This is a genomic window from Hoylesella marshii DSM 16973 = JCM 13450 (genome assembly GCF_000146675.1).
Taxonomy (GTDB): Bacteria; Bacteroidota; Bacteroidia; order Bacteroidales; family Bacteroidaceae; genus Prevotella; species Prevotella marshii.
The window spans coordinates 2,232,433-2,246,518 of sequence record NZ_GL397214.1 but is presented as its reverse complement, the minus strand read 5'-3'; the positions used below and the strand labels follow the sequence as shown (position 1 = coordinate 2,246,518).

At 49.5% G+C, this 14,086-nt stretch carries 11 protein-coding genes; 9 read left to right on the top strand and 2 right to left on the bottom strand.

The features are described 5' to 3' along the window. Positions 1-161: 161 nt before the first annotated feature. From HMPREF0658_RS09220 to HMPREF0658_RS09190, 7 genes are all read left to right on the top strand, one after another. The gene (locus HMPREF0658_RS09220; RefSeq protein WP_006950389.1) at positions 162-389 is read left to right on the top strand and encodes a hypothetical protein; all 228 of its coding nucleotides are present in this window, start codon (positions 162-164) and stop codon (positions 387-389) included. Positions 390-401: 12 nt separating this feature from the next. Beyond that, positions 402-2,054, top strand: coding sequence for a hypothetical protein (locus tag HMPREF0658_RS09215; RefSeq protein WP_006950388.1), 1,653 nt, complete (start codon positions 402-404; stop codon positions 2,052-2,054). A 301-nt stretch (positions 2,055-2,355) separates the two neighbouring features. After that, positions 2,356-2,808 (top strand): HU family DNA-binding protein, encoded by a 453-nt coding sequence (locus HMPREF0658_RS09210; RefSeq protein ID WP_006950387.1) that lies wholly within the window; start codon positions 2,356-2,358, stop codon positions 2,806-2,808. A gap of 645 nt (positions 2,809-3,453) precedes the next feature. Continuing rightward, positions 3,454-6,777: a DUF2723 domain-containing protein gene (locus HMPREF0658_RS09205; RefSeq protein ID WP_006950385.1), complete on the top strand. Its 3,324-nt coding sequence runs from the start codon at positions 3,454-3,456 to the stop codon at positions 6,775-6,777. Positions 6,778-6,848: 71 nt separating this feature from the next. After that, a complete protein-coding gene (locus HMPREF0658_RS09200) occupies positions 6,849-7,460 on the top strand; it encodes a polysaccharide deacetylase family protein (protein WP_006950384.1) in 612 nt (203 codons plus the stop codon). After that, complete coding sequence (gene queG, locus HMPREF0658_RS09195) at positions 7,438-8,403, top strand: tRNA epoxyqueuosine(34) reductase QueG (RefSeq protein WP_006950383.1); 966 nt, start codon at positions 7,438-7,440, stop codon at positions 8,401-8,403. The genes HMPREF0658_RS09200 and queG overlap by 23 nt, the downstream gene beginning before the upstream one ends. Next, positions 8,396-9,139, top strand: coding sequence for a hypothetical protein (locus tag HMPREF0658_RS09190; protein ID WP_006950382.1), 744 nt, complete (start codon positions 8,396-8,398; stop codon positions 9,137-9,139). Before queG ends, HMPREF0658_RS09190 begins: the two co-directional genes overlap by 8 nt. Before the next feature lie 161 nt (positions 9,140-9,300). Here the strand turns inward: HMPREF0658_RS09190 and HMPREF0658_RS09185 are convergent, their stop codons facing one another. After that, the gene (locus HMPREF0658_RS09185; RefSeq protein ID WP_024991014.1) at positions 9,301-9,609 is read right to left on the bottom strand and encodes a T9SS type A sorting domain-containing protein; all 309 of its coding nucleotides are present in this window, start codon (positions 9,607-9,609) and stop codon (positions 9,301-9,303) included. Between the two features lie 325 nt (positions 9,610-9,934). Here HMPREF0658_RS09185 and cysK point away from each other — a divergent pair, with 325 nt between their 5' ends. Next, positions 9,935-10,882: a cysteine synthase A gene (cysK, locus tag HMPREF0658_RS09180; RefSeq protein WP_024991013.1), complete on the top strand. Its 948-nt coding sequence runs from the start codon at positions 9,935-9,937 to the stop codon at positions 10,880-10,882. Positions 10,883-11,210: 328 nt separating this feature from the next. On the opposite strand, the gene typA is transcribed toward cysK, so the two are convergent. Further along, positions 11,211-13,013 carry a translational GTPase TypA gene (gene typA, locus HMPREF0658_RS09175; RefSeq protein WP_006950379.1) on the bottom strand — a complete coding sequence of 601 codons (1,803 nt, stop codon included), beginning with the start codon at positions 13,011-13,013 and terminating at the stop codon, positions 11,211-11,213. 248 nt (positions 13,014-13,261) lie between these two features. Between typA and rpsO the strand changes: the two genes are divergently transcribed. Next, positions 13,262-13,531 carry a 30S ribosomal protein S15 gene (rpsO, locus tag HMPREF0658_RS09170; protein WP_024991012.1) on the top strand — a complete coding sequence of 90 codons (270 nt, stop codon included), beginning with the start codon at positions 13,262-13,264 and terminating at the stop codon, positions 13,529-13,531. Positions 13,532-14,086 lie beyond the last annotated feature (555 nt).

Genomic DNA, 14,086 nt, shown 5'->3' with positions numbered 1-14,086 from the left:
ACACTTTAAACATTTTCGCATACGCGCGCGCGAAGCGTGCCGTAACCCCAATAAACAAAGGGCTCACAGGAGTTCCCTTTGTTCATTTTTCCATGCCTGTTCGCCAAGGGGCGAAAGGCGGAATTTACTCCGAATTATTCACCCTTAAAAATGATTGAAATATGAAGAGAGAACCATTCAGGAAGCAGGCGTATGTAAGCCCCGCTATCGAGGTCGTTCCTACAGCGTTTGACCAACAGCTATTATCCACCTCGTTCCCCAACAACGGAGGGCACAAAAAGGTTGGCGATGATGACGATCTCAATGCTAAACAAGGCTTCTTCGACGACGAAGAAGAGGAAGAAGAGAACACCCCGCAATACTGGGGGATAAACAACAGTTTATATTAAAATGATAGAAAGATGAAAAGAGACGTATTAACTCAGCTTGCCCTTACAAGTACACTGTTTTTAAGCATGGCCTGCTCAAGCGAAGAAACGACCAAGCAAGAACCGACAAAAGGTCAACAAGACACAAAGGAACTCACTGCCTTTGTTGTCGAGGACAACAGCACGAAGACCCGCACTACAGCAGAATACGATGGGTCAGGATTGAATTTTTATTGGACAGAGGGTGACCGGCTTTGGGTAAATAACGGCACGTTGATACAAGATGCCAGCAATAATATCGACTTAAAGCTCGAGAACCACCCCACGATACCCTCTGCTGTAAAGCGAGCAGCCACGGCCAAGTTCTATTTCAACGGCACGTTCACAGCCCCCTCTTATCCTGTTCGTTACACAGGAAAAGGTAATACTTTTGGCGATAAAGTAACCATCAAGGCGCAACAAAACCAAAACATAGCCAATGATGCCAGCCATATTGGTGAGGATGGCGACTGCGGTACAGCCGTTGCCACCAAACCCGCGGGAGGCAGCAAATACAACTTCACCCTCGAACACAAGGCAGCCTACCTCACTTTCACACCCTATAATTCGCAAAATGCAATCTCTGCCGTCCACATTGCCCAAATCAAGGTAACAGCGGATAAAGCTATATGCGGACAATTCGACTTCAACGACAACGGCATTGATGTAGACAACTCCCGCCCCGCAACTACTCCTGCTAATCAAAGTATTACACTCACACTTAATGGAGCCGCAGCCAACACTGGGTTCCCTATCCCAGGAGGGTCAAGCAATGCCTCTAAGAATGCTGCTGTAATGGTGTTGGCTCCCGGTACTTATAACACTTTCACAGTGGAATATCTTCTTCGTGACAACGCGACAAATATCAATAAAACTATTGTCAAAACTTACAATAATCTTACCCTTAACGCCGGTAGGAACAGACGTGTTACCACCGACCTGCAAGTGAAGGATTACAGCCCGTGGTTCGATTACTATTATATGTGGGATGCGGTAAATCCCTATTGGTATGGTAAAAACTTACCAACCGTAATTGAAAATGGCGGAAATTATAGCAGCTATGGCGTTCCAACTGCTTCCGATGGAACCAACCGTTGGTATAACACAGCCTACAGCGGTGCTGGCCTAGCAACCCAAGCATCCGTATCTTGTAAAGACCTTCCTAATGTCAACGAGATGTATTACTATATGGTTAAAGGCGACCTTCATTATGATGGTGGTAGTATTTGGGCTTTCCGCGGACATCTCTATTGGGGAGAAGCATGGATTAAGAAGCAAAAGGTAATCTACAACGAATTGAAAGCCAAAGGATACACCCAACTAACCTCACAGAGTGATATGAAAGAGAAGTTCTACTCTTCTGCTACTGATGCAACCGGTATTGACTTTCGCGTCAACTCTCTATATGTAAACACGTTCAACTCCATAGGTAGACCTTCCGACACTTCCGATTATTTCTATCTTCCTGCATTGGGCTATTTCCTTTCAGGTTCACTCTACAATATGAGTTACGGTTTTTACTGGACGTCTACCGGTGTTCCAAACGCCGGCGGTAACGCGTATAAATTTAGCTTCTATGCAGGCCAGATGAACATATATAACTCAAACACCCGTGCCTACGGTTTTATTGCTCATACGTTCGAGTAAATACAATAATCAAAATCTCTCTCAATCATTGACACAGCAGTCAAGATTCGAGAATATAAATATCATTTAAATTCATATATTTTTTAACCCGCTTATGGCTGAAAAAGAGGCAAAGACAGACGGCTTTCCGAATAGGATTGATATGCGGTTGCAAAGAGGGCGATGTCTACTCCTACTACAGATGAGATGTAGTCCTACTTTAGATGGCATCTACTCCTACTTTAGACACGATGTAGTCCTACTTCAGACAAACCTCCGCCTGCGTGTCGAATTCAACCGTAAGCACAAAACACATTAAATTATGGCTTTTTGGAAGAAAATGTTGATGAAAATCAACAACCGTTGGTACCCCAAATCAGTTCTTGTGGGTAGCCCCGTGAGTACCGAGCAACTGTGCAAGCGCATCGCCGCAGAATCGACGGCCAGTCCGGCCGACGTGCGCGCCGTGCTCACCGCGCTGGCTCCGATTATGGCCGACTATATGGCGCAAGGCCGTTCGGTGAAACTCGACGGCATCGGCACGTTCTATTTCACCGCCGTGGCCGCTAAAGGTGGCGTGGCAACGGAGAAGGAAGTGACGGCCAATCAAATCACCGGTGTTCGCGTGCGCTTTATCCCCGAAACTCGGTTCAGTAAGAATGGCGGCGGTAGTGCCAAGCATGCCACTCGTGGCCTCTCCGACGTGGAAATAGAATGGGAGGAATGGAAAGGCGAGGAGAAAAAAAACGCTAAGCCGAAGCCGCCGAAGCCGTAATAGTGGGTGGTTTTAAACTGAAAAGGGTGGAAAGATGCTGACGCGTCTTTCCACCCTTTTGCTGTGTTGGGGTAAGTTGGACAGGGGTGGTAGGGATGATTCGTGAGGCATTCTGAAATAATCCATACGTGAGTTCGGGATAAGGCTATCGAACTGTAAGCCCCGAGGGGGCGTAAGACCTTAGGCAGGGTGTGAAGCTCGTAAGAGTGTAACCCCTGATAAGCATGTACAGAAAGATGAACCCCGTAGGGGTGGCGGAGGATTGAGGGTTAGTGTTCTGTCGCCCCTTCAGGGCTTAGACTGCGGGAGTCCACAACACAGGGGCTGCGCTATCGCTTACCCCTGTCTAAGGTCTTACGCCCCTTTGGGGCTATTGGATAAGATTCTCTTATCCCGAATTCGCGTAATCCATAGTGGTTTGTAGTTGTTTTGCGCAGTGAGACAGGTGTAGAGGAGGCAACCTATGCGACCGTTTTCATCTTGAAGAGGATGGAGCAAAAGCGGATTTTTCCTTGCCGGCAATGCAGACAAAACACCGCAAGATGGCACAGAAAATAACTCGACCTTTTATTTTGTATTGTTACCGATTTGGCGTATCTTTGCACGCATATTTCGTCATAAAAATACAAACGAACAGTAGAATACATGAAACAGTACAGGTTAGTAGACAATATCTTCGGATGGCTCGCCTTTTTGATTGCAGCCTTCGTGTATTGTTCAACGATTGAACCGACAGCCAGCTTTTGGGACTGTCCCGAGTTTATTCTCACAGGTTACAAGTTAGAGATAGGGCATCCGCCCGGCGCACCTTTCTTCATGCTCACGGCCAATCTGCTTTCGCAGTTTGTCAGCGACCCGTCGCAGGTGGCACGCATGGTCAACACGATGAGCGCGCTGCTGAGTGCCTCTTGCATCATGTTTCTCTTCTGGACGATTACGCACCTCACCCGAAAGCTCATCTTAAAGGATTGGAGCGAGCTGACGTTGGGCAAACTGATAGCCATAGAAGGCTCCGGAATGGTCGGCGCACTGATTTATACGTTTAGCGATACGTTCTGGTTTTCTGCCGTAGAGGGCGAGGTGTATGCCTACTCGTCGGCTTTGACAGCGGTGGTATTCTGGCTGATTCTGAAATGGGAAGACCATGCCGACGAGCCGCATAGCGACCGATGGCTGGTGCTCATTACCTATATCACGGGACTTTCTATCGGCGTGCACTTGCTCAACCTGCTGTGTATCCCCGCCATCGTGCTGGTATATTACTATCGCCGTTATCCCGATGCCAACCTCAAAGGGTCGCTCATGGCGCTGGGTGTGTCGTTTGTGCTCATCGGCGTGGTGCTCTACGGGGTTATCCCGGGCATCGTGACCGTGGGCGGATGGTTTGAACTGTTCTTTGTAAATACGCTCGGCATGCCTTTCAACACGGGCGTCATTGTCTATCTCTTCATCCTTGTGGGCATAGTGATATGGGCGATTTGGGAGAGCTATACCGACAAGAATCCCAAGCGGGGCAACGTGGCTTTCCTGCTCTCGGTAGGCTTGTTGGGCATCCCGTTTTATGGCTTCGGTATCTCGGCAGTCATCATAGGCGCCATCGTGCTGAGCGCACTCTATTTCCTGTTGAAACGTCAACGCAAAGGCAAGCCGGCTCGGCCGCTGGTCAGTGCACGGCTGAAGAACACATCGCTGCTTTGCATGCTGATGCTGATGATAGGTTATTCCACATACGCTTTGATTGTGATACGCTCGTCGGCCAATCCGCCGATGGACCAGAACTCGCCCGAAGACATCTTTACCTTGGGCGAATACCTCGGCCGTGAGCAATATGGCGACCGTCCGTTGTTCTACGGGCAGGCCTATACCTCGCAAGTGAAGCTGGAACGTCAGGGCGACCGTTGCATTCCGGTATCGTCGAAAGGTGCACCCGTGTACCAACGCACCGAGAAGAAGTCGGCATCGGAAAAGGATTCCTACTTCGTGGTACGCACGAAAGACGACTATCAGTATGCGCAAAACATGATATTCCCACGTATGTACAGTTCGCAACATGCACAGGGCTACGAGGACTGGATGGGAGGCGTGGAAGGCACCGAAGTTCCTTACGACCGCTGCGGAGAAGACGTGTACGTGAAGATGCCGTCGCAGATAGACAACATTCGCTTCTTCCTCTCCTACCAATGCAACTTCATGTATTGGCGATACTTTATGTGGAACTTCGTGGGCAGGCAAAATGACCTTCAGGGCAACGGCGAGCTGGAACACGGCAACTGGATAACCGGCATCGCACCTATCGACAATCTGATGTTGGGCGACCAGAGCAAACTCCCCGACGACTTGAAGATGAACAAGGGGCACAACGTATTCTACGGTCTACCCCTGCTGCTCGGCCTCATCGGCCTCTTCTGGCAAGCCTATCGCGGACAACGGGGCATCCGACAGTTCTGGGTGGTCTTCTTCCTCTTCTTTATGACAGGCCTCGCTATCGTCATCTACCTGAATCAAACGCCGATGCAACCCCGCGAGCGTGACTACGCATACGCCGGCTCATTCTATGCCTTTGCCATCTGGTGCGGCATCGGTGTGGCCGCCATCATCGACCTTCTGAAGAAGCTGCGGCTCAACGGCACCGTTGTTGCGGCAGCGGTCAGCCTGCTCTGTCTGTTGGTTCCCATACAGATGGCCTCGCAGACGTGGGACGACCACGACCGCAGCGGCCGATATACCTGCCGTGATTTCGGGCGTAATTACCTCATGACTCTGCAAGATGCCGGCCACCCCATCATCTTCACCAACGGCGACAACGATACTTTCCCGCTCTGGTACAATCAAGAAGTGGAAGGCGTACGTACCGACGCGCGGGTCTGCAACCTCAGCTATCTGCAAACCGACTGGTATATCGACCAAATGAAACGTCCTGCATATCGTTCTCCGGCGTTACCCATCTCGTGGACGAGGCTGCAATATGTAGCGGGCACGAATGAAGCTGTACCCATTGAGGCTGGCCTCAAAACACAAGTCATGGAGTATTACCGCACCAATCCCGAGGAAGCACGTAAGCAGTTTGGCGACAGTCCCTTTGAACTGAAAAACATTCTAAAGTATTGGGTGCTCAATCCATCCAATAGCGACATGCGGGTAATTCCCACAGATACCGTCTATGTGACCATTGATAAGAACGCCGTAAAACGCAGTGGCATGATGATGCCCGGCGACTCTATCCCCCATCGGATGGTTATCTCTCTCACGGGGAAAAACGCCTTATACAAGAGCGACCTCATGATGTTGGACATCATTGCCAATGCCGGTTGGACACGTCCGATATACGTGGCATCAACCGTTGGGTCGGAGAACTTCATGAACTTAGGCGACAACTTCATCCAAGAGGGACTTGCCAACCGCATCACTCCCTTTACGACCAACGATTCTACGATGAGCAGTTTCGATACGGAGAAAGTTTACCACAACCTCATGCACCGTTTCAGATACGGCGGATTGCAGACCCGAGGCCTATATCTCGACGAAACGACCATGCGCATGTGCTGTACCCATCGCCGCCTCTTTGCCACACTGGCACTGCACCTTATCGCAGAGAAGAAGTATGAGAAGGCAAAGAAAGCCCTCGCCTATGCCGAGAAAGTATTGCCCGAATACAATGTGCCTATCAACTACTTGAGCGGTGGCCTTGACCTCGCACGCGCCTATCAGCGACTCAACATGAAAGTGAAAGCCAAAGACGTGCTGAATAAAGTCATGGGCAATGCCCGCCAATACATGGATTGGTACCTCTCGCTCGATGGCAACCGCTTCGCCCAATCCATGCAAGACTGTGCCCTGAACTTGTATGTCATGCGTGAAGGTATCAGTATCTTGGAAAAGGTAGACAAGGCCGCTGCCGACAGAAGCATGCGCGACTTCATACGAATTGTTAATACCTATGAAAGTAAAGGCGGTAAGATACCGCAATAAGACAAACCAATAAGGGAACAGAAGGGTTGCTGAAAACGCCCTGCTGTTCCCTTTCTGCTGAATTATAACCTATGTTTATAGAGCAACCGGCAATTTGGTTACGATGGCTTTACCCTCGCGCTACTTGGAGGATGAACAGGCATGAGCATGCCGTTTATCTCACGTTCGACGACGGCCCCATACCTGAATCCACACCGTTCTTGCTCAAGACGCTGGAGGAGTTTGATGCAAAGGCTACGTTTTTCATGGTAGGAGAGAATGTCAGACGGCATCCGGAGCTATTCGAACAAATCGTGAAGGCCGGTCATCAGGTGGGAAATCACACTTTCAACCACATCAGCGGCTTCAAACATTCCATCCACAAGTATAGCTACAACACCGAGAAAGCCAACCAACTCATACACTCCCACCTGTTCCGTCCCCCTCACGGGTGGATGCGACTGAGCCAATATGCGTGGTTAGGGCGCAAGTATCGCATCGTCATGTGGGATCTTGTGACGCGCGATTACTCCAAATGGATGACTGCGGAAGATGTGCTTAACAACGTAAAACGATACACTCGTAACGGTTCTATCATCACATTTCATGATTCGCTGAAGAGTATAGATAAGTTGCATTTCGCTCTTCCCGAGGCTTTACGGTGGTTAAAAGAGCAAGGATATGTCTTCAAGACGTTCGAGTGAAGTCAAAGCCGAGGCATTGCGTCTCGGCTTTTTTGCCTGCGGTATCGCTAAGGCTGTCCCTGTAGACAAGGACGTGGCCACAAGGTTTCGCCAATGGATTCGCAACGGCAGCCATGCCGATATGCAGTATATGGCCAATCATACCGATGCCCGCCTCGACCCTCGTCTGCTGATGGAAGGGGTAAAAAGCATTGTCTGCGTGGCCATGAACTACACACCGGCACATCGGTTGTCCGATAACGGCTATGAACTATCGGCCTACGTCTACGGAAAAGACTACCACGATGTGATGAAAGTTCGCCTCCATACCTTGGCAGCCCGCCTTGGCTTCACCCGCTACAGAGCATTCTGCGATACTGCCCCCGTATTGGAACGCTACTGGGCAGTGAAAGCCGGTCTGGGCTGGACGGGTAAACATCACCAGCTGATTATCCCCGGAGCCGGCAGTATGTTCTTTTTAGGCGAGCTTTTTACCGATGAAGTGTTCGACTACGATAGCCCCGTCGCCGGCCGCTGTGGCCGTTGTACCCGTTGTATTGAGGCATGCCCTACGGGAGTACTCGGCACGACATTCAACTGTGTTAAGTGTCTGTCTTATCAAACCATAGAAAACAGAAACGAACTTTCTCCCGAGGCAGCACGACACATGGGCAACACCATCTATGGATGCGACCGCTGTCTCCAAGCCTGCCCATGGCTGCGAACGGCTTCTCCCACAACTATTCCCGAGTTTGCCCCCACGGAAAAGCTGCTTTCCATGACCAAAGAGCGCTGGCATCATCTTACAGAGGAAGACTATCGGTACCTGTTCAAAGGCAGTGCGGTAAAGCGTGCCAAGTACACGGGACTGATGAGGAACATACAGGCGGTGCGGGAAAACAATCAAGACTGCGACATAGATACAACACCCGATTCACCCAACATACCTTCGCAACATGAGTAAGATAAACAAAAGCAAGGCGATGGCTGCCCTCATTCGTAGTTTCTTCAACGGATTCACAGCCGGAACCATTGATGCCCGATGCCCTTCTGCCCTTTTGAAAGAACGTATAGAAGAGAAAGACGTGAAGCAAATCATGCTCGACCAATACGATACTATCTTCAGTCGTTTCTTCGATATAGCCTTCTACACACTCTCATTGCTCACCTTTCCGGATGCGGAAACACAGCGACAACAGATAGGAAAAGCCATGAAAAATGGCCTTAGCTACACGGAACTGTTGAAGATAGCTTGTGGGAGCGAGGAGAACTACGACATCATGGTAGAGGAATATAAGTATCATTTCACCTACTTGCTGCAAGGTCGACTCTCCAATGTGCAACAGCATTTACGCGATTATACCCGTGGCGATGAATGGGAAGAAGTGGATACTTCCCGTGCCATCAGTGCCGTGGTACGTACTGCTGTGCGGGCTTATATACGGGGACTTCAAACCATTTCTCCGAAACAGGCGTTCATCCGTCCGGCCACGGTGTATGGTCTGCTTCTCAGCGATCTGCTCTTGCTCCTGCACGAAGCTCCTCTGCCCGCCCTTCCCGAAGAGGGAGACCTCGGTACATTGTTTCTTTCCGTCTGCAAAACGCCCGAGAATTACCATACGATGATGGACAAGATGAACCGCGTTTACTACGAAGCGATAGAAAACGAGGGAATGGCTTTCCACAATGAAGGCAATTAAACCCTTACCGGTCTATACGGCTCAAGTAGCAGAGAAAAAGAAAGATGCCGCATTTCACACGGCATCCTATCAGGTTTCAAAAAAATAAAAATCCTCTCCATGAGGGAAAGCTCCCTACGATGGGCTATTCACATACTGCGGGAATAGGGAAAAGGCTGTCGTTATCGCAGCGAAATCTTACGCACCACGTTACCTACCTTAACGATATAGCAACCTTTCGGCAGATTGAGTTCGTAGCGCTTATCCATACCATCCACACGGATGCTCATCACTCGCACGCCCGTTACATTATAGATATGCAACGTCTGGCCATTGCCTCCCGTAATGTGCAGGGTAGACTCGGAGACGGAAATATTGATAGTCTGCACATCGTTGTCTATCACCTCAATAGCAGGAGCGCCCATCACCTGAAGTGGTGTAAAGGCTATGCACGAGAAGATGAAAATAAGAGCAAGTATCGTTCTTTTCATAAGCAAATATCGATGATGTCTACTTGCAAAAGTAATCTTTTTTCTTCTAAAACGTTCTGCATCCGAGGAGGACATCATAGAATTATGAATATTTAACGTCATTATTCGCGGATGTGACAATATGAGAAAAGTCATAGTTCTCCCGTGGCTTCCGCTACGATTTCTGAAAATCTCACCATTCTGCGTGCTTAGCAATACAAGAATCAACATCCTTTTCCATGCAAATACCACGATAATGGTATCATAAATGCCTCAATCGTGCTATTGTTCAGTACATTTTTTCGCTATACCTTTGCATCGTTCAATACCATAAAAGGAAATGAAAATGACAAAAGTAGCAAAACAACTGACAGAACTTATCGGCAACACACCGTTGCTTGAATTAGGCAAGTTTTCCACTGCCAAGGGCTTGCATACGCCCATCGTGGCCAAAGTTGAGTATTTTAACCCGGGCGGAAGCGTGAAAGACCGCATCGCATTAGCCATGATTGAAGATGCCGAACAGCGAGGCATTCTCAAACCCGGTGCAACCATTATCGAACCAACCAGCGGCAATACCGGCGTAGGTCTGGCACTCGTGGCTGCGGTGAAAGGCTATCGCCTCATCCTCACCATGCCCGAGACCATGAGCATTGAGCGACGCAATCTCGTTAAAGCCTATGGTGCAGAGGTAAAACTCACCAATGGAAAAGACGGCATGCCCGGGGCTATCAGGGAAGCGAACACCCTAAGAGACCGCATCGCAGGGGCTGTCATCCTGCAACAGTTTGAGAATGCGGCCAATCCCGCACAGCACTATGCCACCACAGCCAATGAATTATGGGAACAGACCGACGGGCACATAGACATCTTTGTGGCCGGTGTAGGCACGGGAGGTACTCTTTCCGGCGTGGGCAAACGCCTGAAAGAACTCCACCCGCAGGTAAAGATAATCGCCGTAGAACCCGCAGCCTCACCCGTATTGAGCGGAGGGAAAAGTGGTGCACACAAGATTCAGGGTATCGGCGCCGGCTTTGTGCCTGCCACCTATAACGCCAGCGTGGTAGACGAAGTGATACAAGTGGAGAACGACGATGCCATACGCACCAGTCGCGAATTAGCAGTACAAGAGGGATTACTCGTAGGCATCTCTTCGGGAGCAGCTACGTTTGCAGCAGCACAGATAGCCGCTCGTCCCGAGAACGAAGGTAAGCGCGTGGTCACCTTACTGCCCGATACGGGCGAACGTTACCTCTCTACGGTGCTCTACGCCTTTGAGGAATATCCGCTTTAACCCCAATCTGTACCGGCTCTCATGATCGATTTGAGTTTAAGAATCGTAAAGTTACGATTCATAAGTCGGCATTCGTACCCTGCACAGATGCCGTTTGCATGTGGCACAGATGGCGTTTGTGCGGGGTACAGATACGGTTTGTACCAGACCCCATAAGCGGGTCTAACACAACCTTTGCCGTGATAGACGATATGATGCGGCCAATTCATTCTACAGAGAAAGGAGACATAACAACAAGGTCAATGCTATTGTCGGGAAGTTTTTCAGGATTTCCATACAATCGGCATTGATGATTTTATTCAAATATTCCCCTAACATACTTGTTTCCTTAGTCTTTCCCCTGCCTCTTACGCTCGAGATGGTCGAGCACAATCTTGCGCATGCGCATGCTCTTGGGGGTAACTTCCACCAGCTCGTCGGCCTTGATATACTCTAAGGCCTCTTCCAGCGACAGCACCGTACGAGGTACGATGCGTGCCTTGTCGTCGGAGCCGCTGGCACGGGTGTTGGTCAGTTGCTTGGCTTTGGTAACATTGATAACCAAGTCGTTGTCGTGCACGTGCTCACCCACTACCTCTCCGCCATAGACCTCTTCGCCCGGGTCGATGAAGAACTTGCCGCGGTCTTGTAGTTTGTCAATACTGTAAGCATAGGCCGTTCCGGTTTCCATGGCAATCATGCTACCGTTTACCCGCCGTGTAATCTCACCTTTGAAGGGCTGATATTCCTTGAAGCGATGCGCCATAATGGCCTCTCCCTGCGAGGCGGTGAGTACATTGGTGCGCAGTCCCATGATACCGCGTGAGGGTATGTCGAACTCTATATTGACACGGGAGCCTTGGCTTTCCATGGATGTCATCTCACCTTTGCGCCTTGTCACCATATCTATCATCTTACTGGAGAACTCTTCCGGCACGTTAATGGTCAGTTCTTCTATCGGTTCGCAGCGCACACCGTCTATTTCCTTATAGATAACTTGTGGCTGTCCAACCTGCAGTTCATAGCCTTCGCGGCGCATGGTTTCTATGAGCACTGAGAGATGGAGTACGCCACGCCCGCTGACAATCCATTTGTCGGTGCTGTCTTCAACGGGATTTACACGCAGGGCGAGGTTCTTTTCCAGCTCACGGTTTAGGCGGTCTTGTATATGACGGCTGGTCACGAATTTGCCTTCTTTGCCGAAAAAGGGGCTATCGTTGATGGTGAAAAGCATGGCCATAGTCGGCTCATCTATAGCAATAGGTGGTAACGGTTCGGGATGTTCAAAGTCGCAGATGGTATCGCCAATCTCAAACTCTTCCAATCCGATGATAGCGCAGATGTCGCCGCTTTGCACCTCTGTTGTCTTTACGTGCCCCATACCCTCAAAGGTGTGCAACTCTTTGATTCGGGTCTTCTCTTGGGAGCCATCGCGATGGGCAATCGTCACATTCATGCCTTCGCGCAGTGTGCCCCTATGTACACGTCCCACGGCAATACGGCCTGTATAGCTGGAATAGTCGAGCGAGGTGATGAGCATCTGCGGTGTCCCGTCTATCACTCGCGGAGCGGGTATCGTTTCCACTATCTTATCGAGCAGGTAAGTGATATTATCGGTCGGCATCTTCCAGTCTTCGGCCATCCAACCATTCTTGGCACTGCCATATACCACGGGGAAGTCGAGCTGGTCTTCTGTGGCATTGAGTGAGAACATGAGGTCGAATACCATTTCGTAAACCTCCTCCGGACGGCAGTTAGGTTTATCTACCTTGTTGACCACCACCAAGGGCTTCAATCCTATTTGTAACGCCTTTTGCAGCACAAAACGCGTTTGAGGCATCGGCCCTTCAAAGGCGTCTACGAGAAGGATGCACCCGTCGGCCATGTTCAGCACGCGTTCCACCTCGCCCCCGAAGTCGGAGTGTCCCGGTGTATCTATGATATTGATTTTTGTCCCTTTCCAATTAATAGACACGTTTTTCGAGAGGATGGTAATGCCTCGCTCCCTCTCTAAGTCGTTACTATCCAATACTTGGTCGCTGTTATCCTTACCGGCACGGAACAAGTTGCCTGCCAGCATCATCTTGTCTACCAATGTTGTCTTGCCATGATCCACATGGGCAATAATGGCAATGTTTCTTATATCTTGCATCGTATAACCTTAAAATCAGCTGCAAAGGTACTGTTTTTAATTCAGAATGCGTCATGTACTCCCGCATATTTCTATAGAGGTCATCGAAAAAGTGCCAGCCATTCAACCTTCATACGATAGCCCTTACCCTGCCGCACCGAAGTGTTAAAAACAAGAAAAATGTAACGAGCGTGGCATGTTATATGAATTAAAAGCAGTACCTTTGCATCCGCATAATGCACAATAACAATTATCAATTACAAAGTTATATGTATTTAGACCAAGCAAAGAAGCAAGAGATCTTTGGACAATACGGGAAGTCTAACTCTGATACCGGCTCTGCAGAGAGTCAGATAGCATTGTTCTCCTACCGTATTTCCCATTTGACGGAACACTTGAAGAGGAACCGTAAAGATTATAACACCGAAAGGTCGTTGACCATGCTGGTAGGAAAGCGCCGCCGACTGCTCAATTACCTCTACGACAGAGACATTGAGCGTTACCGCGCTATTATCAAAGCACTCGGTCTGCGTAGGTAAGCGCATTGCCCGAAAGTGGCAAAGACAGTATTCCCCATCCACTCTGTATGAGCGAATGGGGATTTTTTATGCCACTCATTTTAGGGAAGTAAAGTCGGTAAAACGCATAAAGTTCCCGAGGTTTATGCGTGTTCTACCCGCCCATGAGGCAAGGATAAACTTTGTAAAAGTCACTTTTCGGGGTGTACGAATAGCCTATTGTCATGAAACGAAGTATAATGCAAGCCCTGCAAGAGCGCGATATATCAGCACAGCGCACAGCGCTGGGTATCGAACGTTCTCCCAAATGGAGCGCTGTAAGTGCGACAGAATCCAACAACCGATACGATTTGCACCGAGAAAGGTTGCCGACCTTTCCTCGTACAAACGCCATCTGTACGCGGTACAAACGGCATCTGTATGGGGAACGAATGCCGACTTATCTATCGTCATTTTACAACTCTGAAAAGTTACGTGACGGAAAGAGATAGGAACCACAAGGGGGTAACGCTACCTCGGTACGACACTAAGGGTATCTCAGTACGACACTAAGGCTACCTCAGTACGACACTAAGG

What these genes read in the sequence shown, in the direction of transcription:
- HMPREF0658_RS09220 (WP_006950389.1), top strand. Translation starts at nt 162, where the DNA reads ATGAAGAGAGAACCATTCAGGAAGCAGGCGTATGTAAGCCCCGCTATC.
- HMPREF0658_RS09215 (WP_006950388.1), top strand. Translation starts at nt 402, where the DNA reads ATGAAAAGAGACGTATTAACTCAGCTTGCCCTTACAAGTACACTGTTT.
- HMPREF0658_RS09210 (WP_006950387.1), top strand. Translation starts at nt 2,356, where the DNA reads ATGGCTTTTTGGAAGAAAATGTTGATGAAAATCAACAACCGTTGGTAC.
- HMPREF0658_RS09205 (WP_006950385.1), top strand. Translation starts at nt 3,454, where the DNA reads ATGAAACAGTACAGGTTAGTAGACAATATCTTCGGATGGCTCGCCTTT.
- HMPREF0658_RS09200 (WP_006950384.1), top strand. Translation starts at nt 6,849, where the DNA reads ATGTTTATAGAGCAACCGGCAATTTGGTTACGATGGCTTTACCCTCGC.
- queG (WP_006950383.1), top strand. Translation starts at nt 7,438, where the DNA reads ATGTCTTCAAGACGTTCGAGTGAAGTCAAAGCCGAGGCATTGCGTCTC.
- HMPREF0658_RS09190 (WP_006950382.1), top strand. Translation starts at nt 8,396, where the DNA reads ATGAGTAAGATAAACAAAAGCAAGGCGATGGCTGCCCTCATTCGTAGT.
- HMPREF0658_RS09185 (WP_024991014.1), bottom strand. Translation starts at nt 9,609, where the DNA reads ATGAAAAGAACGATACTTGCTCTTATTTTCATCTTCTCGTGCATAGCC.
- cysK (WP_024991013.1), top strand. Translation starts at nt 9,935, where the DNA reads ATGACAAAAGTAGCAAAACAACTGACAGAACTTATCGGCAACACACCG.
- typA (WP_006950379.1), bottom strand. Translation starts at nt 13,013, where the DNA reads ATGCAAGATATAAGAAACATTGCCATTATTGCCCATGTGGATCATGGC.
- rpsO (WP_024991012.1), top strand. Translation starts at nt 13,262, where the DNA reads ATGTATTTAGACCAAGCAAAGAAGCAAGAGATCTTTGGACAATACGGG.